Origin of the sequence: Actinomycetospora termitidis, from assembly GCF_030286555.1 — a bacterium.
GTDB lineage: Bacteria > Actinomycetota > Actinomycetes > Mycobacteriales > Pseudonocardiaceae > Actinomycetospora > Actinomycetospora termitidis.
In genome coordinates, this window is sequence record NZ_JASVWF010000003.1 from 665,280 (window position 1) to 688,185 (window position 22,906).

General features: G+C 73.2%; 27 protein-coding genes, 1 tRNA gene and 1 pseudogene. 14 read left to right on the forward strand and 15 right to left on the reverse strand.

Features of this window, described 5'->3' with window-relative positions; all coding sequences use genetic code 11:
- Window positions 1-17: 17 nt before the first annotated feature.
- A complete protein-coding gene (locus QRT03_RS16625; RefSeq protein WP_286054041.1) occupies window positions 18-1,112 on the forward strand; it encodes a glycosyltransferase family 4 protein in 1,095 nt (364 codons plus the stop codon).
- 32 nt (window positions 1,113-1,144) lie between these two features.
- Here QRT03_RS16625 and QRT03_RS16630 read toward each other — a convergent pair whose 3' ends face one another.
- Genes QRT03_RS16630 through QRT03_RS16640 form a run of 3 tightly spaced genes read right to left on the reverse strand, consistent with a single transcriptional unit; the run spans window position 1,145 to window position 2,762 of the window.
- Window positions 1,145-1,678 (reverse strand): DUF4334 domain-containing protein, encoded by a 534-nt coding sequence (locus tag QRT03_RS16630; protein ID WP_286054042.1) that lies wholly within the window; start codon window positions 1,676-1,678, stop codon window positions 1,145-1,147.
- 22 nt (window positions 1,679-1,700) lie between these two features.
- Window positions 1,701-1,985, reverse strand: a complete 285-nt coding sequence (locus QRT03_RS16635; protein WP_286054043.1) for a hypothetical protein — start codon at window positions 1,983-1,985, stop codon at window positions 1,701-1,703.
- A gap of 60 nt (window positions 1,986-2,045) precedes the next feature.
- Window positions 2,046-2,762, reverse strand: coding sequence for an alpha/beta fold hydrolase (locus QRT03_RS16640; protein WP_286054044.1), 717 nt, complete (start codon window positions 2,760-2,762; stop codon window positions 2,046-2,048).
- A gap of 60 nt (window positions 2,763-2,822) precedes the next feature.
- On the opposite strand from QRT03_RS16640, the gene QRT03_RS16645 reads away from it, so the two are divergent.
- Entirely contained in the window at window positions 2,823-3,404 is a 582-nt protein-coding gene (locus QRT03_RS16645; RefSeq protein WP_286054045.1) for a plasmid pRiA4b ORF-3 family protein, read from the forward strand.
- A 34-nt stretch (window positions 3,405-3,438) separates the two neighbouring features.
- Here the strand turns inward: QRT03_RS16645 and QRT03_RS16650 are convergent, their stop codons facing one another.
- Window positions 3,439-4,056, reverse strand: a complete 618-nt coding sequence (locus QRT03_RS16650; protein WP_286054046.1) for an HAD family hydrolase — start codon at window positions 4,054-4,056, stop codon at window positions 3,439-3,441.
- Entirely contained in the window at window positions 4,053-4,514 is a 462-nt protein-coding gene (locus QRT03_RS16655; protein ID WP_286054047.1) for a group II truncated hemoglobin, read from the reverse strand. Before QRT03_RS16655 ends, QRT03_RS16650 begins: the two co-directional genes overlap by 4 nt.
- A gap of 80 nt (window positions 4,515-4,594) precedes the next feature.
- On the opposite strand from QRT03_RS16655, the gene QRT03_RS16660 reads away from it, so the two are divergent.
- A complete protein-coding gene (locus QRT03_RS16660; protein WP_286054048.1) occupies window positions 4,595-5,680 on the forward strand; it encodes an SPL family radical SAM protein in 1,086 nt (361 codons plus the stop codon).
- Window positions 5,681-5,693: 13 nt separating this feature from the next.
- Window positions 5,694-6,086, forward strand: a complete 393-nt coding sequence (locus QRT03_RS16665; protein WP_286054049.1) for a VOC family protein — start codon at window positions 5,694-5,696, stop codon at window positions 6,084-6,086.
- 76 nt (window positions 6,087-6,162) lie between these two features.
- On the opposite strand, the gene QRT03_RS16670 is transcribed toward QRT03_RS16665, so the two are convergent.
- The 3 genes from QRT03_RS16670 to QRT03_RS16680 form a co-directional block, all read right to left on the reverse strand.
- Window positions 6,163-6,528: a VOC family protein gene (locus QRT03_RS16670; RefSeq protein ID WP_286054050.1), complete on the reverse strand. Its 366-nt coding sequence runs from the start codon at window positions 6,526-6,528 to the stop codon at window positions 6,163-6,165.
- Window positions 6,525-6,848, reverse strand: coding sequence for a hypothetical protein (locus QRT03_RS16675; protein ID WP_286054051.1), 324 nt, complete (start codon window positions 6,846-6,848; stop codon window positions 6,525-6,527). Before QRT03_RS16675 ends, QRT03_RS16670 begins: the two co-directional genes overlap by 4 nt.
- 83 nt (window positions 6,849-6,931) lie before the next feature.
- On the reverse strand, window positions 6,932-7,222 hold the full coding sequence (locus QRT03_RS16680; protein ID WP_286054052.1) for a hypothetical protein: 291 nt from the start codon (window positions 7,220-7,222) through the stop codon (window positions 6,932-6,934).
- A gap of 356 nt (window positions 7,223-7,578) precedes the next feature.
- On the opposite strand from QRT03_RS16680, the gene QRT03_RS16685 reads away from it, so the two are divergent.
- From QRT03_RS16685 to QRT03_RS16700, 4 genes are read left to right on the forward strand one after another with little or no spacing between them, the layout of a single operon-like run.
- The gene (locus tag QRT03_RS16685; RefSeq protein WP_286054053.1) at window positions 7,579-7,839 is read left to right on the forward strand and encodes a type II toxin-antitoxin system Phd/YefM family antitoxin; all 261 of its coding nucleotides are present in this window, start codon (window positions 7,579-7,581) and stop codon (window positions 7,837-7,839) included.
- A 4-nt stretch (window positions 7,840-7,843) separates the two neighbouring features.
- Complete coding sequence (locus tag QRT03_RS16690; RefSeq protein WP_286054054.1) at window positions 7,844-8,218, forward strand: type II toxin-antitoxin system VapC family toxin; 375 nt, start codon at window positions 7,844-7,846, stop codon at window positions 8,216-8,218.
- Window positions 8,219-8,269: 51 nt separating this feature from the next.
- Window positions 8,270-8,896, forward strand: a complete 627-nt coding sequence (locus tag QRT03_RS16695) for a TetR/AcrR family transcriptional regulator (RefSeq protein ID WP_286054055.1) — start codon at window positions 8,270-8,272, stop codon at window positions 8,894-8,896.
- Window positions 8,893-10,095: an FAD-dependent monooxygenase gene (locus QRT03_RS16700; RefSeq protein ID WP_286054056.1), complete on the forward strand. Its 1,203-nt coding sequence runs from the start codon at window positions 8,893-8,895 to the stop codon at window positions 10,093-10,095. Before QRT03_RS16695 ends, QRT03_RS16700 begins: the two co-directional genes overlap by 4 nt.
- Window positions 10,096-10,233: 138 nt before the next feature.
- Here the strand turns inward: QRT03_RS16700 and QRT03_RS16705 are convergent, their stop codons facing one another.
- The 3 genes from QRT03_RS16705 to QRT03_RS16715 all read right to left on the reverse strand — a co-directional run bounded on the left by QRT03_RS16705 (window position 10,234) and on the right by QRT03_RS16715 (window position 11,064).
- On the reverse strand, window positions 10,234-10,560 hold the full coding sequence (locus QRT03_RS16705) for a HigA family addiction module antitoxin (protein ID WP_286054057.1): 327 nt from the start codon (window positions 10,558-10,560) through the stop codon (window positions 10,234-10,236).
- Between the two features lie 12 nt (window positions 10,561-10,572).
- Window positions 10,573-10,860: a type II toxin-antitoxin system RelE/ParE family toxin gene (locus QRT03_RS16710; RefSeq protein ID WP_286054058.1), complete on the reverse strand. Its 288-nt coding sequence runs from the start codon at window positions 10,858-10,860 to the stop codon at window positions 10,573-10,575.
- 128 nt (window positions 10,861-10,988) lie between these two features.
- Window positions 10,989-11,064: transfer RNA gene (locus QRT03_RS16715), tRNA-Thr, on the reverse strand.
- Between the two features lie 100 nt (window positions 11,065-11,164).
- Between QRT03_RS16715 and QRT03_RS16720 the strand changes: the two genes are divergently transcribed.
- Window positions 11,165-12,721 (forward strand): threonine/serine exporter family protein, encoded by a 1,557-nt coding sequence (locus QRT03_RS16720; protein WP_286054059.1) that lies wholly within the window; start codon window positions 11,165-11,167, stop codon window positions 12,719-12,721.
- Between the two features lie 103 nt (window positions 12,722-12,824).
- Here QRT03_RS16720 and QRT03_RS16725 read toward each other — a convergent pair whose 3' ends face one another.
- A complete protein-coding gene (locus QRT03_RS16725) occupies window positions 12,825-13,916 on the reverse strand; it encodes a LacI family DNA-binding transcriptional regulator (protein WP_286054060.1) in 1,092 nt (363 codons plus the stop codon).
- A gap of 181 nt (window positions 13,917-14,097) precedes the next feature.
- Between QRT03_RS16725 and QRT03_RS16730 the strand changes: the two genes are divergently transcribed.
- The 3 genes from QRT03_RS16730 to QRT03_RS16740 are packed head-to-tail and all read left to right on the forward strand — an operon-like array spanning window position 14,098 to window position 16,827.
- Window positions 14,098-15,042, forward strand: a complete 945-nt coding sequence (locus QRT03_RS16730) for a metal ABC transporter solute-binding protein, Zn/Mn family (RefSeq protein WP_286054061.1) — start codon at window positions 14,098-14,100, stop codon at window positions 15,040-15,042.
- Window positions 15,043-15,082: 40 nt separating this feature from the next.
- Complete coding sequence (locus QRT03_RS16735) at window positions 15,083-15,919, forward strand: metal ABC transporter ATP-binding protein (RefSeq protein ID WP_286054062.1); 837 nt, start codon at window positions 15,083-15,085, stop codon at window positions 15,917-15,919.
- Window positions 15,916-16,827 (forward strand): metal ABC transporter permease, encoded by a 912-nt coding sequence (locus QRT03_RS16740; protein WP_286054063.1) that lies wholly within the window; start codon window positions 15,916-15,918, stop codon window positions 16,825-16,827. The genes QRT03_RS16735 and QRT03_RS16740 overlap by 4 nt, the downstream gene beginning before the upstream one ends.
- Here QRT03_RS16740 and QRT03_RS16745 read toward each other — a convergent pair.
- Window positions 16,797-17,639 (reverse strand): annotated as a pseudogene (locus tag QRT03_RS16745) (ATP-binding protein); the annotation flags it as partial. The gene QRT03_RS16740 and the pseudogene QRT03_RS16745 overlap by 31 nt on opposite strands.
- A gap of 79 nt (window positions 17,640-17,718) precedes the next feature.
- Between QRT03_RS16745 and QRT03_RS16750 the strand changes: the two are divergent.
- Window positions 17,719-19,350 (forward strand): adenylate/guanylate cyclase domain-containing protein, encoded by a 1,632-nt coding sequence (locus QRT03_RS16750; protein ID WP_286054065.1) that lies wholly within the window; start codon window positions 17,719-17,721, stop codon window positions 19,348-19,350.
- Between the two features lie 131 nt (window positions 19,351-19,481).
- The gene (locus tag QRT03_RS16755; RefSeq protein WP_286054066.1) at window positions 19,482-20,366 is read left to right on the forward strand and encodes an alpha/beta fold hydrolase; all 885 of its coding nucleotides are present in this window, start codon (window positions 19,482-19,484) and stop codon (window positions 20,364-20,366) included.
- Between the two features lie 63 nt (window positions 20,367-20,429).
- Here the strand turns inward: QRT03_RS16755 and rlmB are convergent, their stop codons facing one another.
- A complete protein-coding gene (rlmB, locus tag QRT03_RS16760; protein WP_286054067.1) occupies window positions 20,430-21,485 on the reverse strand; it encodes a 23S rRNA (guanosine(2251)-2'-O)-methyltransferase RlmB in 1,056 nt (351 codons plus the stop codon).
- Window positions 21,486-21,487: 2 nt separating this feature from the next.
- Complete coding sequence (cysS, locus tag QRT03_RS16765) at window positions 21,488-22,900, reverse strand: cysteine--tRNA ligase (RefSeq protein WP_286054068.1); 1,413 nt, start codon at window positions 22,898-22,900, stop codon at window positions 21,488-21,490.
- Between the last annotated feature and the right edge of the window lie 6 nt (window positions 22,901-22,906).

Below are 22,906 nucleotides of genomic sequence, written 5' to 3' on the forward strand. Positions count from 1 at the left end.
CGCGAGGGAGAACAACGGTGACCGACGTGCAGGTGGCCCCGCCGGAGACCGCGACACCCCTCGCCCGGCCACGGGTCCTGGTGGTCGGCCCGGAGGCCTCCGCGCGCGGCGGGATCGGGAGCGTGCAGCACGTCCTGGAGCGGCACGCGTCCGCCCTCGCCGACCTCGACCTCGTCACCACCCACCGCGACGGCCCCGACCGGCTGCGCACGATGGTGACCGGCACGCTCGCCGCCGCGCGGCGGATCCGGACGACCCGACCCGACGTCGTGCACCTGCACGTCTCCCAGCGCGCGTCGGTGCTGCGCAAGGGGGCGCTCGGGGCCGTGGCGCGCTCGCGGGGCGTCCCCGCCGTCATGCACCTGCACGGCTCGCAGTTCCTCGACTGGTTCGACGGGCTCCCCCGACCGGCCCGGGCCGTCGTCCGGAGCCTCCTGCGACCGCACCGGCTCGTCGTCCTGTCCGAGACCCTCCGCGGGCCGTACCGGGAGCGCCTGGGGATTCCCGACGACCGCGTGGTCGCGCTACCGAACCCGGTCGAGTGGCCGTCGACGGTGGACGCCCCCGACGACGGGCCGGTCCTCGCGGTGTTCCTCGGCCGGTTCGGGGCGCGCAAGGGCATCTACGACCTCGTGAACGCCTGCGCCCGCCTCACGCCCGAGCAGCGGCGCCGGTTGCACCTGGTCGCGGCCGGGGACGGCGAGGTCTCGCAGGTGCGGGAGGCGGTCGCGGCGGCGGGGGTGGACGACGTCGTCGAGGTCGCCGAGTGGCTCGACCGCGCCGAGCGCGACGACCTGCTGCGCCGCGCCCAGCTCCTAGTGCTGCCCAGCTCGCACGAGGGCCTGCCGATGGCGGTGCTCGAGGCGATGGCGTTCGGGGTCGCCCCGGTCGTGACGCCGGTGGGCGCCCTGCCGGAGCTGGTGCACGACGGCGTGAACGGCACGGTGGTCCCGGTCGGCGACCCGGCGGCGCTGGCCCGCGCCCTCGCCACCCTGCTCGACGACGACGCGCACCGGCACGCCCTCGGCGCCCGCGCCCGCATGGACGCCGAGGCGTACTGCGCGCCGCGCTGGGCGGCGCGGCTGGCTGCGGTGTGGGCTGCGCCCAGGTGAGCATCTGTTGTCGCTATCGCGACAACAAGTGCTCACCTGCGAAGCACAAAGAAGTACGGCGCCGAGTCCCGCAGATCCATGCAGCCGAGCAGCGTCGTGGCGTCCACGCGGTGGAAGACGTCGTTGATCGGGCGGGCGTCGTAGATCATCGTCGCGCTGGAGACGCCGCGGTACTCCGTCATCCGCAGCCGGGCGGTGTACTTCGTCGTCCCCATCACCGGCCGGCCGAGCGTGATCACCTTGTGCAGCCACGGCTTCCGGGCGGCGTCCGGTAACGGCAGGTTCATCGGGACGAGCGCCGGGTCGACCGCGAACACGTCGCTGCGGTCGGCGTTCCAGAACAGCAGCGGGTGGACCTCGTCGGCGGAGTCGAACCGCTTGCCCGCCCAGCCGGTCGCCGCGAGCAGGCCGTCCATCGGGTGGCCGGTCGGGAACTCGGAGCCCCACCACTGCCCCAGCATCTCCTCGACCGACACCGGGTCGAGGGCGTCGAACAGCGCCAGCGCCTCCGCGGTGGAGACCGGCGTGCGGGCGAGCAGGGCGGTGAAGTCCTCGACGGCCGTCATGACAAACAGTCTGGCGTGACCGTCAGAGCACGTCGAGGGGCAAGCGCACCGAGCGGGCGATGAGGTCGTCCAGCGTCGTCACCAACGTCTGCGCGGTCAGGCCCACCAGCCCCTCGAGGACGTCGCGCAGCTGACACAGGTGCGGGAACGGGTCGCGCCGGACCCGGGCGAACGGAGCGACCGCGAGCGCCTCCGCGTGGTCGACCAGGGCGTCGAGCGCCGACCCCCGCAGCCCTTCGTCGACGAGGGTGTCGAGCTGGACCAGGGCGGTGCGGGCGACCATGCCGATACGGGTCGCGTCGGACATGACACTCACGTCGAGTGACATTAGAGATACTCAGCGTGAACAGCGCCGAGGTTCACACGATCAGGCCGGCGTGTGCACCTCGAAGAAGCTCGCGATCGACTCCCGCGCCGCGTCGTTGTACTCCGGCGCCTTCCACCGCTCGACCAGCGTCGCCTGCGGCGCCACCTCCGCCAGCATCTCCGACGCGGACGCCGGGTGCGGCTCGTCGCCGCCCGCGAACACCAGCAGCGGGACGTCGAGCCGGGCCACGGCCTCGTCGGGAACGCTGAAGAGCGTGTGGTCCGCGCCGTAGAGGTTCTCGCGGAAGGAGCGCCAGTCGTCCTCCGAGGCCTCGGGGTGGTCGGGAGCCTGCTTCTCGGCGAAGTCGTCGAACGTGCCGTGGAAGAGCTCGCGGTTGCCGTCCAGGCCGATCGGCTGCAGCACCACGGCGGCGGCGACGCGGTCCGGCGCCCGACGGACCAGGTTCGCGATGAACGACCCGCCGATACACATCCCGAGCAGGTGGCAGCGCTCGATGCCGAGGTGGTCGAGCAGGGCGAGGTGGTCGTCGGTGTAGCTGTCCCAGCCGTCGTCGGCGGTGACGGGAGCCCACGACTCGCCCGCGTTGCGCTGGTCGGTCAGCAGCACGCGGTGGTCGCCGGCCAGGGCGTCGGGCACGTCCCACGGCGCCGCCGACCACCACTCGATGGCCGAGCGCATCCCGCCCGGCGCGAACGTCAGCACCGGGAAGCCCTCGCCGCGCTCCTCGTAGTGGATGCGGACGTCCCCGTTCTCCATGATCGCCACGTCTCCGGCTTCCCGACGGCGGGTCGGTGCACGCCTGCGACGATGCGCGGCATGCGGAAGAAGGCCCGGCGGACGACGAGGACCACGCGGATCCACCTGGTCGGCCTCGCCCTGAACGGCGTCGAGCCACCGGTGACCCGCTCGCTCGAGCTCGCCGCCGACACCGACCTGGAGGACCTGCACCTCGTCCTCCAGGCGGCGATGGGCTGGTCGAACTCCCACCTGCACGAGTTCGAGGTCGGCGGCGTCACCTACGGCGAGCCCGAGGGCGACGAGATGGAGGACGAGGCTGGTGTCCGGCTCTCCTCGCTGGTCGAGGTCGGAGGGACGCTGACCTACACCTACGACTACGGCGACCTCTGGGGCCACACCCTGACGGTGCTCGCGCTCAGCGAACCGGAGCCCGGCGTCACCTACCCCCGCCTGGTGTCGGCCGCCGGCGCCTGCCCGCCGGAGGACTGCGGTGGTCCGATGGGCTACGCGGACCTGCTCGCCGCTCTGCGCGACCCGGACGATGCCTCCCACGACGAGGTCGTCGACTGGCTCGGGGCGGACTTCGACCCGGCGGACCCGCAGCGCGAGCAGCTCGAGCAGGCCCTGGCGGCGCAGGCCTGGACGCCCTTGGGGAGCTGACCACTCCCGCCGAACCCTGTCCGACGGACACGGTTCACCGGTCGAGCATCTCCCGCCCGAGCGCGTACGCCTCGCGCAGATCGCTCCCGCGGTAGTCGGCCGCGGCCTCCAGCCCGGGGCGGGCGTTCACCGCGACGGTGTGCGTCAGGTGGGCGAACAGCGGGACGTCCGTCCCCGAGTCCCCGTAGGCCACGCACCGACCCGTCGGCAGGCCGAGCCGCTCGCGTTCCTCCTCGGCCAGCCGGACCTTGTCACCCGGCGTCAGGATGGCCGCGGGATCGATCGGGTCCGCCCAGACCGAGCCGTGGACGACGTCGATGCCCCGCTCGTGCAGGTGCCGCGCGAAGAACGTCGGCGAGAGGGTCACGAGCATCGAGGTCTCGCCCCGCGCCGCGATGTCGGCGCACACCTCGTCGATGCCGTCCATCCACGGGGCGTCGGCGACCACGTCGGCGACGAGCGCGGGGTCGAGCTCGCCCCACGCGCCCCGGACCGCGACGGCGAACTCCCACGGCTCGAGCTCGCCGTCGTCGAACCGCCGCTCGAGGTCCTGCAACGCAGGCTCGCAGTCGAGACGCCGACTGATCTGCAGGGCCGCGGACGTCCCACGGAGCAGGGTGCCGTCCATGTCGAACACGTGCAGGGCGCTCACGAGGGCTGGTACGGCGGCGCGACGCCCCAGCCCCACTGCGGCACGGGGGCCTGCTCGACGACCTCCGCGCCCTCCTGGGAGTTGTGCATCGCCAGCCGCGTGCCCCACTCGACGTAGCCGACGAAGGCCGCGCGGAACTCGGGATCGTCCGGGAGTTCGGCGTCGTCCGCGGCCTGACTCATGGTCTCCGCGAAGCGCCGGCGCTGCTCCGGGGTGATGCCGAGCCGGAGGTGATGAGCCAGCATCCGCTCGTAGCCGCCGAGCCGCTCGGTGTACTCCGGCGGGCCGCCGAACACCTCGGCCCACCACAGCGTCACGTGCGCGCGGTGCTCCTCGGATACGCCGCCGGGGAAGAGCGGGGAGATCAGCTCGTCGCCCTCCACCCGGTCGTAGAACGCGTCGATCAATCGCCGGAAGGCGTCGACCCCACCGGCCCACTCGTACAGAGTCGGCGTCACCTGCAACACTGTAATCAGCGCCATCGTCGGCGTCACCGCCTTTTCTGCGACGAGCGATCCGACGCTGGGTATCCGCCTCGATGGCCGCCCCCGCACGTCCCGTCGCCCGCCCGCACCGGGCGTGGGCGCCGAAGCACGTCCGCGTCACCCGCGCCGCCCAGGAGCACGCTCACGCCGACGAGATCGTGCGCCGCTGCGAGGCCCTGGGCTGCGACGACATCGAGCTGCTGAAGGTCGACCGCATCACCGGGGTCAAGGGCGAGACCGACCGCGAGACGTACGCCCGGGCGAAGGCGACGCTCGCCGTCGTCGTGAGCCCGGATTCCGCCCGGAAGCTGGATCCGATCCCGCCGTCGGCGGACTGGCGGGTCGACCTCGCCCGCGGCTGCCCGGCGCACTGCCAGTACTGCTACCTCGCCGGGTCGCTCACCGGCCCGCCGATCACCCGTGTCTACGCCGACCTCGACCGCATCCTCGCCAACCTCGACGGCTACGTCGGGCAGGGGCACGTGACGTCGACGAACGTCGAGCGCGCCCACGAGGGCACGACCTTCGAGGCCTCCTGCTACACCGACCCGCTCGGGATCGAGCCGGCGACCGGGTCGCTCGCCGCCGCCATCTCGCACGTGGGAACGCACGACTGGCCCGGCCCCGTGCAGCTGCGGGCGACGACCAAGTTCGCCGACGTCGAGCCCCTGCTCGACCTCCCCCACCACGGCCGCACCCGCCTGCGCTTCTCGCTCTCCCCGTGGCCGCGGTACGAGGGCGGCACCGATCCGGTCGCCGCGCGGATCGCCGCGCTGGGGACGCTGGCGTCGGCCGGGTGGCCGGTCGGGATCACGCTGGCGCCGATCATTCCGGACGGCGGGTGGGAGGTCGCCTACTCATCGCTGCTGACGGACGTCGCCGAGGTGGTCCCGGACGACGCCGACCTGACGATCGAGTGCATCACCCACCGCTTCACGCCGGGCAGCCGCGACACGCTCGAGACCTGGTACCCGGCGTCGAAGCTGGAGATGGACCCGTCGTCGAGAAAGGAGAAGCGCGGGAAGTTCGGGGCGGTGAAGCACGTCTACCCGAACGACGTGATGGACCGGCTCCGTTCGACGATCACCGGCCAGATCGCCGAGCACCTCCCGCAGGCGCGGTTCCTGTACTGGACCTGACACGCTGCCGGGCGTGTCCTCGGTCTGGCCGGTCCTGCACTACGACGACACGGAGGCCGCACTGAGGTTCCTGGTCGACGTCGTCGGGTTCGACGAGTCGGTCGTGGTGCGCGACGACGTCGGGGACGTGGTGCACGCGGAACTGGCGTGGCCGGGCGGCGGGGCCCTGCTGTTCGGCGGGACGAAGCACGTCGGGGGCGCACACTCCGGCCTGCGGGCGGGTGCGGTGTACCTGGTGGCCGAGGACGTCGACGGCGTCCATGCGCGGCTCGTGGCGGCGTCGGCCGACGTGGTCGCCGCGCCGCACGAGACGGAGTTCGGCGCCGGCGGCCCGACCTACGCCTGCTCGGTCCGCGACACCGAGGGCAACCTGCTCACGTTCGGCACCTACCGCGGCGCCGCCTGAGCAAGATCACGACTTCGGGAGCGACACGCGCAAGATCTGCTGCGACACGCCCCCGAAGTTCCGATCTTGCTCGGCGTCACGCGTCGGGCAGCACGCAGAACTCGTTGCCCTCCGGGTCGGCCAGGACGATCCAGGGGTGCTTCGGCGCCTCGTCGATCACCGCAGCCCCGAGGTCGACGAGCCGATCGCGCTCGGCCCGCTGGTCCCCGCCGTCGGGAACCCGCAGGTCGAGGTGCAGGCGGTTCTTGCCCTCGGTCGGAGACGCGACCGTCTGGAACAGCAGGACGGTGTCGCCGACGAAGGCGACCTCCACGTAGGCCGTCCCCTCGGCGTCGTTCCATCGCTCGACCACCTCGGTCCCGAGGGCGGCCGCCCAGAAGGCGGCCAGCCGCTCGGGGTCCCGCGCGTCGACGGCCACCGCGACCGCGCGGAGCCGGGTCACGGGCGGTCCGGGTCCCAGAGACCGAGCTCGACCGCCCCCGTGACGTCGATGCTGCCGTCGACCGCGCCGGCCCGCGGCACCTCCTCGCAGCGCCCGGAGAGAGTCTCCAGGTAGTGCGTCAGCCGCGGCAGCTCGGCGAGCCGGTCCATGTCGTCGACGTCGATGAGCAGGACACCGGCGCCGTCGTCGCCGAGCCGGAGGGACTGGCAGCGCACCCAGGAGGGCTGCCGGTCGGCGAGCTCGGCGTAGACCCGCTCGAGCTGGTGGGTGTCGTGGGCGAGCTCGTCGAGCTTGAGCCGGTGGTGGACGGCGTACTGCATGCGCGGTCCCCTCTCCGCTCGGGGTTGCGGTCGGGCAGGGTCGTGTAGGACCGCTACCACGCCCCCACGGTGGACGGGATCGCTCAGGAGCTCAACCCCCGGGCATCGGTCGCACCGACCTCGAGGTTGCGGTGCGCGGCGATCACCGACCCGAGCGCGCGGGAGCCCTCGGACACCGTGTCGTTGCGCTTCCCGGAGACCTGCTCCACCGCGCCGTCGAGCAGCTCGGCGACCCTGGCCAGGTCCTCGAGGACGCCGCCGGCCCAGACCTGCGGGTCCCGGTCGGTCGGACACAGGTCACGACCGTGCCGCGTGAGCTGCTCGAGCGCGTCCACCGCGCCGCGGGCGGGGTTCGTTCCGTCTTCAACAGGCATCGACCCCCGTTGTACGGGACGTCCTCGGGGGTCCGCAGAACGGCCGAGGGCTCACCTGCCCGTCGCCACCGCGGGAGAGTCGGGGAGGCGGCAGGCCAGGGCGGCCCAGCTGATGTCGTGGTCGCGTTCGGCCCGGACGGCGGGAGCTCCGCCCCGGAGGCCGAACAGACGCTTGGAGGGAGACCAGGTCAATGCGGACCAGCTGATGCCGAGCGAGAGGACCCTCATCGGGCCCGAGGGAGGCTTGCGACCCGATGTGGGTCCGTTGATCAACACACGGCCCGCCCTGCGTCTCTTCTTCCGCAGCGACTCGGGCCGGGCAGGCTGGGCTAAGGTCCTAGCTAAGGAGGTGGACCATGTCGACGGAGCGCAATATGGACGCGTTCAACATCCACGAGGCGAAGACCAACCTCTCCCGGATCATCGAACGGGTCGAACGGGGCGAGGAGGTCGTCATCAGCCGCGCGGGGACCCCGGTGGCGAAGGTCGTCCCACTCGAGGCGCGCACCCGGCGGACCGCTCGCGGTTCACTGGCCGGCCGGATCGACCTGTCCGGCGACTGGGACTCCGCCGAGACCAACGCGACGATCGCCCGCGATTTCGGCCTCGCGACCTGAGCCGGTGGGCCTCCTCCTCGACACCCACGTCCTGCTGTGGTGGCTCGCTGACGCACCGGAGCTGCCGGAGGACGTGAAGGAGCGGCTCGACATCGACCCCGACGTCCACGTCAGCGCAGTGACCATCTGGGAGATCAGCCTCAAGCAGGCGCTCGGCAAGCTCTCCGGCCCGTCCGATCTCCCCGAGATCGCCGAGCGTGCGGGCTTCCGGGCACTCCCCGTCACGTCGACCCACGGCATCGCCGCCGGGCGCCTCCCACTCCTGCACCGCGACCCGTTCGACCGCATGTTGGTCGCGCAGGCACGGAGCGAGGGCCTGACCCTGGCGACCCGAGACAGCGACGTGCAGCGCTACGACGTCGGCCTCCTCCGCCTCTGACCAACGTCGGAAAAGTTGTAGTGACCCGAAACTTGGTGTAGCACTGAACAAGTGACAGGACTGCGCGAGCGCAAGAAGGCCGAGACGCGACAGCGCATCGCCGACGTCGCGGCGCACCTGTTCGGCACGCAGGGGTTCGACGCCGTCGCGATGACCGACGTCGCCCGCGCGGCCGACGTCTCCGAGCAGACCGTCTACAACTACTTCCCGGCGAAGACGGACCTCGCCCTCGACCGCGCCGAGACCATCCGGCAGCGCCTGCACGACCTCGTCGTCGACCGGCCCGCCCACACCAGCCCGGCGAACGCCCTGCAGGTCGTCGCGCTCGAGGACATCGCCCGGGCCCGCGCGGACGACCTCGTGGAACAGCGCGGCCAGTTCTTCGCGCTGTGCGCCAGCAGCCCCGTCGTCCGCCGCTTCGGGCTGGCGGTCCGCGACGAGCAGACCACCACGATCCGCACCGCACTCGTCGGCACCGACCCGACGCTGCACCCGGGGCTCGCCCACGTGCACGCGGCGTCCCTGGTGGCGGTGCTGGAGCTGGTCGGCGACTCGATCGGAGCCGCCGTCGTCCAGGGGATGCGTCCCGACGACGAGCTCGAGGACACCGTCCGCCTGGCGTTCACCGACCTCGACGCCCACTACCACCGCCTCGTGCAGCGAGAGGACCAGCCGTGACGCGCGTACTCATCTCCGGGGCCAGCATCGCCGGCCCCGCGCTCGGACTGTGGCTCGCCCGGTACGGCTTCGACGTGACGATCGTCGAGCAGGCGCCCGCCGTCCGCCCCGGCGGTCAGGCCGTCGACTTCAAGGGCGAGACCCACCTGACGGTGCTGCGGCGGATGGGCCTTCTCGACGACGTCGAGCGCCTCGCCACCGGAGGTGGTGGCGACGGGCGGATCATCGACGCCGAGGGTCGGACCCTCGGCATCACGCCGGCGGCGTTCAGCGGTGGTGACCTCGAGATCCGCCGCGGCGACCTCGCGCAGCTGCTCGTCGAGCGCACCGCCGCGACCTGCCGCTACGTCTTCGACGACACGATCACGGCGCTGCACGAGACCCCCGATGGCGTCGACGTGACCTTCCGGCGCTCGCCGGCACAGACCTTCGACCTCGTCGTCGGCGCCGACGGCATCCACTCCACGGTCCGCCGTCTGGCCTTCGGTCCGGAGTCGGACTACGTGACCTACCTCGGCCACTACTACGCCCTGCTCGAGGTCGACGGAGACCTCGTCGCGGCCGACGAGATGTACAACGAGCCCGGCCGCATGGTCGCCACCGGCGGGCCGAAGGCGCCGGCGTTCTTCGTCTTCCGGTCCGAGCCGCTCGACGTCGAGCGTGGTGACGTCGAGGCCCAGAAGCAGGCGCTGCGCGAGGCGTACCGCGGCGCCGCGTGGAAGGTGCCGCAGCTGCTCGAGGCACTCCCGGACACCCGCGACTTCCACCTCGACTCCATCAGCCGCGTCCACGTCGACCGCTACTCGCGCGGGCGGGTCGTACTCGTCGGCGACGCGGCCTACGGCAACGCGCTCGGCGGGTTCGGCACCGGGCTGGCCGTCGTGGGCGCGTACGTCCTCGCGGGCGAGCTCATGACGGCGGGTGGTGACCACGAGCGCGCGTTCGCGGCCTACGACCGGAAGTTCCGCGGCTACGCGAAGGTCGCGGAGAAGGTGAACGCCGGTGCGCTGCTGGCCCCGTCGAGCCGCACGCGCATCTGGCTGCGGAACAAGCTCTTCTCGGTCGCGCCGCTATTCACGCGCGTCATGGCGTTGATGGACCGCTTCGCGACCGACATCGACCTGGAGGACTACCCGACGTCCTCCCCCGGCGCTCCCTCGGTGATCGCGACGGCGCGCGCAACGTCTCCACCGGACTGACCCCGTAGCGCGCCTGGTAGGTCGCCGTGAACCGCCCGTAAAAGTTGAAGCCCCAGGGGCGAGCAATCCGCGACGCCGTGGTGTCAGGTCGCCCTCCTGGAGCTCGCCGTGCGCCTGGTCCCAGTCCAGGTCGACCACCTACTCCCTGATCGCGACACCTCCGCCGGCGTCGCGTTGGACGGGGACGATCGCGGCGAGGGCACCTTCGGAGAGGGCGTCGCGGGCGACCTGCAGGTCGTGGTGGGCCTGGGCGTCGAGCCAGTACTGGTCGCGAAGCCCGAAGTAGCGCGCCAGGCGCAGCGCGGTGTCGGCGGATACCGCACGAGTGCCGGCGACGATCTCGGCGATCCGCGAGCGAGGCACGCCGATGTCCCGGGCGAGCTTGTACTGGCTGATACACAGCGGAGCGAGGAACTCCTCTGCCAGGATCTCCCCCGGCGTGGTGGGCGGCAGCAGGTCGGTCACGGGTTGCCTCCTCTAGCGGTGATAGTCGACGAGCTCGACCTCAGCCGGCCCCTTCGGGGTCCAGCGGAAGCAGAGTCGCCACTGGTCGTTGATACGGATGCTGTGCTGGCCCTCGCGGTCCCCACGCAGCTTCTCCAGTCGGTTGCCCGGCGGGACGCGGAGGTCGTCGAGGGTCTTGGCGAACTCGAGCAGGGCGAGCTTGCGCTGCGCAACCTTCTGGACGTCCGGGTGCAGTGAAGCGACCCGCTGACGGCCGGCGACCTTCTCCGCCACTGCGTTGCCGAACGACTGGATCGCCACGATCGTACTGTACTGCAGGACGTCCCGCGTCCCGGAGCGCTCAACGGTTCGCGGCGGTCCTTGCGCACCCAACGCTGCCCGCGTATGTCCACACGGCCACTGGCCCGCCGTCGGAAGGGCTTCTGGCCTGGAGCCGGCGCGGGGAATCGAACCCCGGACCTTTCGCTTACAAGGCGAGTGCTCTGCCGATTGAGCTACGCCGGCACTGAGGCACCATCGTAGGCGAGGGCCGGCTCACACCGCCGGTCGCCCGGTCGGTCGACAACGACGCCCGCCCGCCTGCGTCCCACGAGGTGCCAGCGAGATGAAGATTCCCGGCCTCGGCCCGCGGGACACCCCTGCGCCCGACCCGGACGTCGAAGAAGTGGAGAGTCAGCCCGTGGGGGTGACCCAGCGAGCGCGCGGCTCGCTCCGTCGTCACGTGCCGATCCCGACCGCGGAGGACCTCCGCCGACGGGCGGCGCTCGACGCGCCGACCGTGCGCGAGAACCTCCTGCCCGCGGTCACCGGTCCGCAGGTCGCGGACGACGCGCTGGTCCTGCGCGTGCTCGACCTCGCCCTGCGCATCGGTGAGGTCCAGCTCGCGACGGGTGCCGGCGCGGCCGCCGCGCACGACACGATGCTCGCCATCGCCGGCGCGTACGGCCTCCCGACCTGCGACGTGGACATCGCGTTCTCGACGATCACGATGTGCTGCCACCGCGGCGTCGAGGCCGGGCCGGTCACGACGATGCGCAACGTCCGCTACCGCACCCAGGACTACACCCGCCTCGCCACGGTCGACGCCCTGATCAAGGAGATCGTCGACACCGACTCGCCGGTGTCGTCGAGCGAGGCGCTCACCCGGCTCTCAACCGCCGTCGCCGCGAACCACCCCTACCCGCGGTGGGTCGCCGGGCTCTCGCGGTCGTTCTTCGCCAGCGCGGTCGCGGTCCTGATCGGCGGTGGGCTCGGGGTGGCCGTGGCCGCCTTCGTCCTGACCGGCATCGTCTGGGGCCTCGCGCGCTGGCTCGGGCGCCACGGCGTGCCGATGTTCTTCCAGCAGGTGCTGGGCGGGGTCCTCGTGACGACGTCGGCCCTGGGCCTCGCGTCCTCAGGCCTCCTGCTCGACTCCCCCAGCCTCGTCGTCGCGACCGGCCTGATCGTCCTGCTCTCCGGGCTCTCCCTGGTCGGCCTCGTGCAGGACGCGATCACCGGGTTCCCGCTGACGGCGGCGGGCCGGGCCGTGGAGGTCGTGCTGGCGTCGGCGGGGCTGCTGGTCGGCGTCGTCGTCTCGATCAAGGTGCTCGGGCAGATCGGGGGCGCGGCGGTGTTCTCGCTCGCCCAGGACCTCCCCGAGCTCACCCCGCAGGCCGACGTCCGGTCCCTGATCGCGGCGGCCGCGGCCGGGGTCCTGTTCGCCCTGTCCGCGTACGCGCCGCTGCTGTCGCTTCCGGTGGCCGGCCTCTCAGGAGCGGTCGCCTGGGCGCTCTACGCGTACGCGTTCGGCACCGTGGGGCTGGGTCAGGTGGTCGCCAGCGCCGCGGCGGCCGGCGCACTCGGGCTGATCGCGATGCTCATGCCGGCGCGGGCGAACATGCCGCCGCTCGTGCTCGTCATCGCCGGGATCACGCCGCTGCTCCCGGGCCTCCTGCTCTACACCGGCTTCTCGCAGCTCGCGACGGTCGGCGAGAGCTCGAACGCCCAGCTCAGCAACGGCAGCCTCGCGACCGGCGCCGTCACGATCCTGCTCGCCCTCACCGTCAGCCTCGGGATCGCCGCGGGCGTGTCGTTCGGCGAGCAGATCGGCTGGCCGGTCTCCCGCATCTGGCGCCGCCCGCTGACGCCGACCGTCCGTCGCCAGCGCCCCCGGATCTTCTAGCGGGTTCCCGACGACGGGTGCCGCGCCGGCTCCCGTCGTCGAGAATGCGGCTCTTGTGACGTCCAGTGTCAGCATGGCCGCACTGCTGACACCGGCAGGGTGCTCAGCGCGACGGCGGACCCGACGTCGCGCGGACCATCAGCTCGGTCGGCAGCAACAGCGTGCGCGAGCGCTGCCGGTCGCCGCGGTCCAGCAGGAGCTCCCCGGCGGCGCGGCCCTTGTCCAGCGAGGGCTGGCGCACCGTCGTGAGGCCGGCGCGCTCGGCGGCCGGGACGCCGTCGAAGCCGGTGATCGTCAGGTCGCCCGGAACGTCGCGCCCGGCCGCGCGGGCGGCCCGCAACGCGCCGAGGCCGAGGATGTCCGAGGTGCAGACGACCGCGGTCACCTCGGGGTTGCGCTCCACGAGCTGGTCGAACGCCGCCCCGCCGGCGGCCTCGGTGTGGTCGAAACGCTCGACGACCGGCACGGTCGACCAGTCGACCCCGGCCGCGGTGAACCCGTCCCGCAGCCCGGCCAGGCGACGCCGCTGGACCTCGTAGCGGGCGGAGTCCTGCCGGGAGACCGAGGCGAACCCGTCGTTGCGGTCCAAGGACAGCCGCATGCACAGCACCCCGACGCGGCGGTGGCCCAGCGCGGCGAGGTGCTCGGCGAGCTCGACCATGGCGGCCTGGTCGTCGATGCCGACGCGGTCGACGTCGGGGACGTCGGTCGGCTGATCGCACACCACGACGGGGACGGGCCGCTCGAGGACGGCGGCGAAGTGCTCGTCGTCGTCGGGCATGGAGTAGACGACGAAGCCGTCGACGCCGGCCCGCGCGACCGCCCCGACGTCCTCGGCCTCCGGGCTCACCGGCACCAGCAGCAGGCCGGACCCGTTGTCCTCGCAGGCGAGCGCCAGGCCCTCGAGGAACTGGATGGCCACCGGGTCGCGGAACGCGTAGGACAGGGCCTCGGTCAGCAGCAGCCCGACGGCCCCCGCCTTGCGGGTGCGCAGCGAGCGCGCGACCGGGTCGGGACCCGGGTAGCCCAGGCGGCGCGCGGTGTCGAGCACACGGCGGCGCAGGGCCGGGGAGAGCTGGTCGGGGCGGTTGTAGGCGTTCGAGACGGTCGTGCGGGACACGCCGAGCTCAGCGGCCAGCGAGGCCAGCGTCGCCGTGCGCCGCGTGGACCTCCGCCCCTCGAGTGCCTCTGCCACCTGCGCAACGTAGCGACTGTTTCGATCTAGGGCCACCGCTCGCGTCCGGTTCGCACCCTCCTTCGTGTCGCGCCCGACACCTCGACCACTCTCGCGACTGATAACGGCAACGGTTATCGTTAGCTCCCGACCCGCGGGGGTGACCCCCGTAAGCGCTTGACCGTCACGAGGAGCCGCCCCGATGCCCGTCGTCAGCCGAGTCGTCCTGTCCACGGGGGGTGCGCTCGCCGCCCTCGCGCTGGTCGCGGGCTGCGGAGGGTCCGGGACCCAGAGCGCCCCCGCCCCCGCCCCCGCGCCGAGCCAGGCCGCCCCCGCCGGCACCCTCACCGTCGTCGCCACCACGAACGTCTGGGGCGCGGTCGCCTCCGCCGTCGCCGGGCCGGACGCGAAGGTCACGTCGATCATCAACGACCCGGCCGGCGACCCGCACTCCTACGAGAGCACCCCCGCCGACGCCGCCGCGATCAACGACGCCGACGTCGTCGTCGCGAACGGTGGGCACTACGACGAGTTCGCCGAGCAGATCGGCGAGAACGACCCGGCCGCGCAGGCCAAGACGATCACCGCGTTCGACCTGCGCTCCGACCCGGCCGACGAGAACGAGCACGTGTGGTTCGACCCGGCCGCGGTCAAGGGCGTCGCGAACCAGGTCGCCCAGCGCCTCGGCGCCGCCGAGCCCGCGCAGGCCGCCGCGCTGACGCAGCGCGCCCAGGCGTTCACCGCCCGCGTCGACCAGATCGCCCAGCAGACCGCCGCGATCGGCGGCGCCCGCCCGGGCTCGAAGGTCATCTCCTCCGAGCCGATCGCGCACTACCTGCTCCGCACGGCGAACGTCGCCGACGTGACCCCGCCGGACTTCGTCGAGGCCATCGAGAACGAGACGGACCCGTCCGCGGCCTCCCTCGTCCAGGTACGGGACGCCCTGACGGCACGGCAGGCGAACGCCCTGGTGTTCAATCCCCAGACGGAGACCCCCGTGGTCGCGGGCCTGCGCGACACCGCCACCGGTGCCGGCGTGCCCGTCGTCGAGGTCACCGAGACGCTGCCCGCCGGCGTCACCGACTACCTGCAGTGGGTGGACACCACGCGCTCGGCCCTGGCCCAGGCGGTCGGCGCTCCCGCCTAGGAGACGCAGCGGAGTGGAGCTCGACCATCGAGGAGGACTCATGACCCCGGCCGTCGAGCTGTCCGGCGCCGAGCTGCGACGCGGCGCGCGCACGCTCTGGTCGGAGCTGGACCTGCAGATCGCCCCCGGTGAGTTCGTCGCCGTCCTCGGCCCGAACGGGTCGGGCAAGACGACGCTGCTGCAGGTCCTGCTCGGGCTCCTCCCGCTCTCCGCGGGCACGGTGCGCGTGCAGGGCGAGCAGCCGCGGCGCGGCACCTCGACGGTCGGGTACATCCCGCAGCAGCGCGCGCTCGACCCGCTCACCCCGCTGCGCGGGCGGGACCTCGTCGGGCTGGGGCTCGACGGCCACCGCTGGGGTCCCGGCCTGGGCGGCCGCCGCCGCCGTCGGGACCAGGTCCACGAGGCCCTCGCGCAGGTCGACGCGCTCGATTACTCCGACGCGCCCGTCGGGTCGCTCTCCGGCGGCGAGCAGCAACGGCTGCGGGTGGCCCAGTCGCTCGTCGGCGACCCGCAGCTGCTGCTGGCCGACGAGCCGCTGCTCTCGCTCGACCTCGCCCGCCAGCGCACGGTGGTCGAGCTGGTGGACCGCCGGCGCCGCGAGCACGGCACCGCGGTCGTGTTCGTGACCCACGAGCTCAACCCGGTCCTCCCCGTCGTCGACCGCGTCCTCTATCTCGTCGACGGCCGCTTCCGGGTCGGCACGCCCGACGAGGTGATGACCTCGGCGAACCTCTCCGAGCTCTACCGCACCGAGGTCGAGGTCGTCCGCGTGCGCGGCCGGATCCTCGTCGTCGGGGCCGAGGAGGCGCCGGTGCACTGCGAGGTTCACAGGGAGGACGGGGCCGGGGAGCTCCGCTCGACGGCGGGTGCCCGGTGAGCACGCTCGACCTGCTCGCCGAGACCTTCGTCCAGCAGGCCCTCATCGCCGGGGCCGTGCTGGCGCTGCTCGCCGGGCTGCTGGGCCCCCTCGTCGTCGGCCGCGGGATGGCGTTCGCGGTGCACGGCACCGCGGAGCTGTCGTTCGCGGGCGGGGCCGGGGCGCTGCTGCTGTTCGGGGCGGGCGCGGTCGGCTGGGGGGCGCTCGTCGGGGCCGTCCTGGTCGCGCTCGTGTTCGGCGCCCTCGGACTGGCCGCGCACGAGCGGGACTCGGTGATCGGTGTGCTGCTCTCGTTCGGCCTCGGGCTGGGCGTGCTGTTCCAGTCGCTCTACACCGGGCGCTCGGCCAACAAGTTCGGGCTGCTCGTCGGCCAGATCGTCGGCGTCGACACCGGGGACCTGATCTCGCTGGCCGTGACGGGCGTCGTCGTGATCGGGGTGCTCGCGGTCGCGTACCGGCCGCTGCTGTTCGCGTCGCTGGACCCGACGATGGCCGCCGCGCGCGGCGTCCCGGTCCGTGCGCTGTCGATCGCGTTCGCGGTCCTGCTCGGTGCGACGACGGCCCTGGGCGTCCAGATCGTCGGGGCGCTGCTGGTGCTCTCGCTGCTGATCACCCCGGCCGCCGCGGCCGCCCGCCTGACGGCCTCGCCGCTGTTCGCGACCGTCCTCGCGGTGATCTTCGCCGAGGTCGCGGTGCTCGGTGGGATCGTGCTGTCCCTCGCGCCCGGGCTGCCGATCAGCCCGTTCGTCGCCGGGATCGCGTTCGTGACCTACCTGATCTGCCGGCTGATCGGCTCGCTGCGCACCCGCCGCCGCGCCAGCCGCACCACGGTCCCGTCGCGACCGGAGGACACGTCCACGTCGTCGCAGAGTGCCCTGGCCAGCCAGAGCCCGCGCCCACGGTCCTGATCCAGCAGCGGCGGCACGACCCCGGGGAACGGGTCGTCGATGCGGCCGGAGTCGGCGACCTGGCAGACCACCTCGTCGCCGTCGGTCCAGGTCCACACCGTGCCGGTCCCACCGCCGTGCTCGACCGCGTTCGTCGCGATCTCACTGCACGAGTAGACGAGGTCCTCCCCCGCCTCGTGGTCCAGCCCCGAGGCTCCGACCGCCGTCGCCAGCCGCCGACGCAGCGACGTCAGGTCGGCCACGCCGAACTCCCAACGTGACGCGCGCGCGGGCGGCGCGGGCACCGTGATCGTGGGCAGGTCCTTCACGACGTCGGGTGGGGTCCGGTACCCGGGGTTGCGATGCTGCTCGGCCAGCGGCCCGATCTCGGGATGGCACTGCACGTAGGCGGGCGCGCTGCTACGGTAGGCGCACCAGAGGGTGACCGGCAGCGCGGCGAGCGCGGCGTCGAGGGCGGCCTCCAGGCGCAGCCAGTAGGCGTCCGACAGGGCCAGCGTGGGCTGGTTCTGGGTGATCAGCAGACTGGCGACGCCGGCCCGCGCGGCCTGGGCCGCGACGGTCGCCCGGCGCGCCGCGAGTTGGAAGGCGTCCTGGCGGGCGGGCCGGTCGACCTCCAGGAACTCCACCGGCGGGGTCGGGTCACCCAGTCCGGCGCACAGGGACTCGACGGTCGCGGCCTCGAGTGCCACGGTCACCGCTCGGCCGTCGCCGAGAGCGCCCGCCACCAGCGGGGCCAGGGCCGCGCCCAGCGCCGCGGAGTCGGTGTAGGCGATCCCGCGGTGCGCGAGCCCGGGCACCGGCATGTTCCGCATGGTAGCGATCACCCACGCGGGTTCCCGTTCGGCCGATCGCCAGCGCTCCGACGGCCGATCGGATCGCTAGGGTCCCTCCATGACACGCACGGCGGAGCGCGCCCGCCAGTCCGCCGGGCTGAGCCTGCTCACCCGGCTGGCGCTCGTCCTCGTCGTCGTCCTGCCCAACGTGATCGGCGCCGGCGTCGTCCTCGTCCTCGCCGCCTTCGTCCTGCCGACCGAGACGCTCTCGCAGGACCCGGGGGCGCTGGCCCGCAACCTGACCGTCTTCGGCCCGTACCTGCTCGTCGCCGTGCTGGTCGGGGCCTGGTGGGGGCATCGCCGGATGCGGATCCCGGCCCTGCCCGACGGCGCGAGCGACAAGGCCCGGGAGCGGCAGTTCCTGCGGGTGCGGCGGGTGGTGCTGCGCGGACCGCTGCGGCTCTCCCTGGTGCAGACCGTGCTGTGGGCGATCGCCGCGGTGCTCTTCGTCCTGCTCAACGTGTTCTCGTCCGGCCGGATCGGCTTCCAGGTCGGCGCGACCGTGGTGCTCGGCGGCATCGCGACGGTGTCGATCACCTACCGGCTCGTGGAGGTCGTGCTGCGCCCGGCGGCGCGGCGGGTCCTGACCGAGCGCCCGCCCTCGGGGTCGTTCCTGCCCGGCGTGCTCATGCGCACCGTGGGTGGCTGGCTGTTCGGCACGGCGACCCCGCTCCTGGGGGTCCTGCTCGCCGGGATCGCCGCGCTGACGATCGGCGGCTACACGCTGGAGCGGCTGGCGATCGTCGTGATCGTGCTGGCCGGGGTCGCGCTCGTGTTCGGCGGCGCGGTGATCACGCTGACCGCGATGTCCACGAACGCCCCCGTGCTGGCGGTGCGCCGGGCGCTGAAGAAGGTGGAGAGCGGCGACCTGGACGTCGACGTCCCGGTCTTCGACACCACCGAGCTCGGGCTGCTGCAGGCCGGGTTCAACACGATGGTCTCCGGGCTGCGCGAGCGGGAGCGGGTGCGGGACCTGTTCGGCCGCCAGGTCGGCGAGGACGTCGCCCGCCACGCGCTGGAGAACGACGTCGAGCTCGGCGGGGAGGTCCGCGAGGTCGCGGTGCTGTTCGTCGACCTCGTCGGCTCGACGACGCTCGCAGCCACCCGCCCGCCGCACGAGGTCGTGGAGCTGCTCAACGAGTTCTTCGCGGTGGTCATCGACGTCGTCGAGCGCCACGGCGGGTGGATCAACAAGTTCGAGGGCGACGCCGCCCTGGCCGTCTTCGGCGCCCCGACCGCGCTGGACGACGCCGCCGGGTCGGCCCTCGCCGCGGGCCGGGTCATGGGGGCACGGCTGGCCGAGGAGGTGTTCGCGTCGTCGGACTCGCTGGGTGCCGGCATCGGGATCTCGGCGGGCGAGGCCGTCGCCGGCAACATCGGCGACCGCCGCCGCTACGAGTACACCGTCATCGGCGACCCGGTGAACGAGGCCGCCCGGCTCTGCGACCTGGCCAAGGACGTCGAGGGCGCCGTGGTGGCTTCCGGGGCGGCGGTGTCCCGGGCGGGCGACGAGGCCTCCCGCTGGTGCGCCCACGGGACGCGGCAGCTGCGCGGGCGGACGGAGGAGACGGAGCTGCACGTCCCGGCGCGGCGCGGTGGGCGCCGGGCGGTGGAGTCGGAGGACGAGGTGGCGGAGTCGAGCGCCGCGTCGCCGGCCGATTCGAGCGAAGGCGCCCTTCAGTCGAACTAGCCGCCGGTGGGCGCCCACCGCCAGTCGCCGCGCCCCGCCGCCCTCCTGAGCGAAGGGCCCCGTCGCTCAATAGATTCGCCGGAGGGCGCCCACGGCCAGGTGGCGCCGACCCGTCGTCGGGAAGGACGTCGATGTCCCAGCTGCCCGAGCCGTTCACGTACCGCAAAGTCGACGCCGAGGGGACGACGATCAACGTCGCCGTCGGCGGCTCCGGGAGCCCGGTGCTCCTGCTGCACGGCTATCCGCAGACGCACCTGATGTGGCGTGAGGTGGCGCCCGAGCTCGCGCGGGACCACACCGTCGTCGTCACCGACCTGCGCGGTTACGGGGCCTCGGACAAGCCGGCGCCGGACGCGGACGCCCGGAACTACGGCAAGCGCGCGATGGCCGCCGACCAGCTCGCGGTGATGCGCTCGCTGGGCTTCGACCGGTTCGACCTGGTCGGCCACGACCGCGGCGCCCGCGTCTCCCACCGGCTGACCCTCGACCACCCGGACGCCGTGGACCGGCTCGCGCTGCTCGACATCGTCCCGACCCGGCACGTGTTCGCGAACGTCGACAAGGCGCTGGCCTTCGGGTACTTCCACTGGTTCTTCCTGGCGACCGGCGGCGACGTCCCCGAGACCCTCCTCGCCGGGGCGCCGGAGTTCTGGATCCGCACGATGGTGGAGCGGCTGCTCGCACCCGGCGTCACGATGGAGCCGGAGGTCATGGACCACTACGTCGCGGCGTTCTCCGACCCGGCGACGATCGCCGCGACGACCGCCGACTACAAGGCGGGCGCCTCGGTCGACCTGGCCGACGACGAGGAGACCTGGGACTCCGGGCAACGCCTCGAGTGCCCGACCCTCGTCCTGTGGGGCGAGCATGGCTTCGTCGGGAAGGCCTACGACCCGCTGGCCGTGTGGCGCGAGTACGCGACCGACGTCCGGGGCCGGTCGATGCCCAGCGGCCACTTCATCCCCGAGGAAACACCGGCCGAGACCGCCGAGGAGCTGCGGAGGTGGCTGTCCTGAACTGAACGAGCGGCACCCTCGCAGCTTCTATGCGCGCGAGAGTGCCGTTCGCTCCCTACCGGGCTACGCCGAACGCCGGCGCCGGGCCACCTCGGCCAGCGCCACGCCGGCCGCGACCGAGGCGTTCAGCGACTCGACGTCGCCCGCCATCGGGATCGCGACGGTGCCCGTGCACGTCTCGCGTACCAGCCGCGACAGGCCCTTGCCCTCCGAGCCCACGACGAGCACGAGCGGACCGCGGGCGGCGTCCGGGCCGGCGACGGCGTCGAGGTCGTCGATCGTCGTCGACACCTCGCCGTCGAGCCCGACCGTCACGAACCCGTCGTCGTTCCAGGCACCCAGCGTGCGCGAGAGGTTCGTCGCGCGGCCGATCGGCAACCGCGCGGCCGCGCCCGCGGACGTCCGCCACGCCACCGGCGTGACCCCGACCGACCGCCGCAGCGGCAGCAGCACCCCGTGCGCCCCGAACGCGGCCGCCGAGCGGACCACCGCCCCGAGGTTGCGGGGGTCGGTGACGCCGTCGAGCGCGACCAGCAACGGCTCGGTCCGCGCGAGGTGCGCCGCCTGGCGGGCCTCCTCGAGCAGGTCGTCGGGGTGCAGGTACTCGAACGCGGGCACCGACAGCGCGAGGCCCTGGTGCACCGACCCGTCGGCGAGCCGCTCGACGTCCGCGCGCGGCACCTCGAGCACGCTGATCCCGCGGTCCCCCGCGGTGCGCAGCGCCTCGCGGACGCGGTCGTCGATGTCGATGCCCTGCGCGACGTGCAGCGCCGTCGCCGGGATGTTCGCGCGCAGGCTCTCGATGACGGGGTTGCGCCCCACCACCACCTGCGGGCCGTCCGGGGCGTCCCGTTCCCGACGACGGGTCGGGCCGGCCTGCGACGACGGGCCACCCCGTGACGTCGGGCCCGACGGGCGCCGGGCCGCCGCGGCGCCGTGGCCCGACTTCCCGGTCTTCCCGCCGCCCTCGTAGGCCTTGTGGTTGGGACGGTTCTCCGCCTTGGGCGTCGGGCCCTTGCCCTCGAGGCCCTTGGCGCGGTTGCCGCCGGAGCCCTTCGTGGGGCCCTTCTTCGTGCCGGGGTTGCGCCGCGCACCGGGGCGGCGCGAATTTCCTGCCATCGCTACTGCTCGTCGTCCTTCAGGGTCCAGACCGGTCCGTCGGGGGTGTCCTCGATCCCGACGCCGGCCGCGGTCAGTTGGTCGCGGATCGCGTCCGCTCGGGCGAAGTCGCGCCCCTTCCGCGCGGCGGTCCGCTGCGCGAGGAGGTCCTCCACGAGCGCGCCGAGCGCGGAACGGGCGGTAGTGCCGCCGGCCGCGTCCGCTCCGGCCCAGTGCGGGTCGAGCGGGTCGAGGCCGAGGACGCCGGTCATCTCGCGGACCGCCGTCGCCGCCGCCCGGGCGCCCGCGTGGTCGCCGTCGGCGAGCGCCGTGTTGCCCGCCCGCACCTGCTCGTGCACGGCGGCGAGCGCGGACGGCGTGCCGAGGTCGTCGTCCATCGCGGCCGTGAAGGCACCGATGTCCGCTCCACTCGCCGGGACCGGCCCGACGCGCTCGGCCACGCGCTGGACGAACGTCTCGATCCGCCGGTAGGCCGAGGCGGCCTCCGCGAGCGCCGCCTCGGAGTACTCGACGGTGGAGCGGTAGTGCGGCGCCACCAGGTAGTAGCGCAGCTCGACCGCGCGCACCCGCTCGAGCACGGCGGGGATCGTCAAGGTGTTGCCCAGCGACTTCGACATCTTCGCCCCGGCCATCGTCACCCAGGCGTTGTGCAGCCAGAAGTTCGCGAAGCCGTCGCCGGCCGCGTTGGACTGGGCCCGCTCGTTCTCGTGGTGCGGGAACACCAGGTCCAGCCCGCCGCCGTGGATGTCGAACGACGGCCCGAGGTAGTGCGTCGCCATCGCCGAGCACTCCAGGTGCCAGCCCGGGCGGCCGCGTCCCCACGGCGTCGGCCAGCTCGGCTCGCCGGGCTTCGCGGCCTTCCACAGCGTGAAGTCGCGCGGGTCGTGCTTGCCCCGTGACGCGGCCTCGCCCTGCTCCATCTCGTCGGGCTTCTGCCCGGACAGCGACCCGTAGGTCGGCCAGGTGCCGACGGCGAAGTACACGTCGCCGGACCCGTTGTCGCAGGGGTACGCGTGCCCCGCGTCGATCAGCCGGGAGATCAGCTCGATCATCTCCGTGACGTGCCCGGTCGCGCGCGGCTCGACCGACGGCGGCAGGCAGCCCAGCGCGTCGAACGCGGCGGTGAACGCGCGCTCGTGCGTCGCGGCCCACTCCCACCACGGCCGGCCCGCCTCGGCGGCCTTCGTCAGGATCTTGTCGTCGATGTCGGTGACGTTGCGCACCAGGCTGACGTCGAGGCCCTGGTGGACCAGCCAGCGGCGCAGCACGTCGAAGTTCACACTGGACCGGACGTGTCCGACGTGCGGTACTCCCTGCACGGTCGCCCCACACACGTACATCGACGCCCGGCCCTCGTGCTGCGGGCGGAACTCCCGCAGCGCGCGTGCAGCGGTGTCGTACAGGTGCAGGCTCACCACCTG

What these genes read in the sequence shown, in the direction of transcription:
- QRT03_RS16640 (WP_286054044.1), bottom strand. Translation starts at nt 2,762, where the DNA reads ATGGAGAACGGGGACGTCCGCATCCACTACGAGGAGCGCGGCGAGGGC.
- rlmB (WP_286054067.1), bottom strand. Translation starts at nt 21,485, where the DNA reads ATGGCAGGAAATTCGCGCCGCCCCGGTGCGCGGCGCAACCCCGGCACG.
- QRT03_RS16735 (WP_286054062.1), top strand. Translation starts at nt 15,083, where the DNA reads ATGACCCCGGCCGTCGAGCTGTCCGGCGCCGAGCTGCGACGCGGCGCG.
- QRT03_RS16720 (WP_286054059.1), top strand. Translation starts at nt 11,165, where the DNA reads ATGAAGATTCCCGGCCTCGGCCCGCGGGACACCCCTGCGCCCGACCCG.
- QRT03_RS16675 (WP_286054051.1), bottom strand. Translation starts at nt 6,848, where the DNA reads ATGCAGTACGCCGTCCACCACCGGCTCAAGCTCGACGAGCTCGCCCAC.
- QRT03_RS16750 (WP_286054065.1), top strand. Translation starts at nt 17,719, where the DNA reads ATGACACGCACGGCGGAGCGCGCCCGCCAGTCCGCCGGGCTGAGCCTG.
- QRT03_RS16635 (WP_286054043.1), bottom strand. Translation starts at nt 1,985, where the DNA reads ATGTCCGACGCGACCCGTATCGGCATGGTCGCCCGCACCGCCCTGGTC.
- QRT03_RS16645 (WP_286054045.1), top strand. Translation starts at nt 2,823, where the DNA reads ATGCGGAAGAAGGCCCGGCGGACGACGAGGACCACGCGGATCCACCTG.
- QRT03_RS16630 (WP_286054042.1), bottom strand. Translation starts at nt 1,678, where the DNA reads ATGACGGCCGTCGAGGACTTCACCGCCCTGCTCGCCCGCACGCCGGTC.
- QRT03_RS16730 (WP_286054061.1), top strand. Translation starts at nt 14,098, where the DNA reads ATGCCCGTCGTCAGCCGAGTCGTCCTGTCCACGGGGGGTGCGCTCGCC.
- QRT03_RS16660 (WP_286054048.1), top strand. Translation starts at nt 4,595, where the DNA reads ATGGCCGCCCCCGCACGTCCCGTCGCCCGCCCGCACCGGGCGTGGGCG.
- QRT03_RS16680 (WP_286054052.1), bottom strand. Translation starts at nt 7,222, where the DNA reads ATGCCTGTTGAAGACGGAACGAACCCCGCCCGCGGCGCGGTGGACGCG.
- QRT03_RS16685 (WP_286054053.1), top strand. Translation starts at nt 7,579, where the DNA reads ATGTCGACGGAGCGCAATATGGACGCGTTCAACATCCACGAGGCGAAG.
- QRT03_RS16755 (WP_286054066.1), top strand. Translation starts at nt 19,482, where the DNA reads ATGTCCCAGCTGCCCGAGCCGTTCACGTACCGCAAAGTCGACGCCGAG.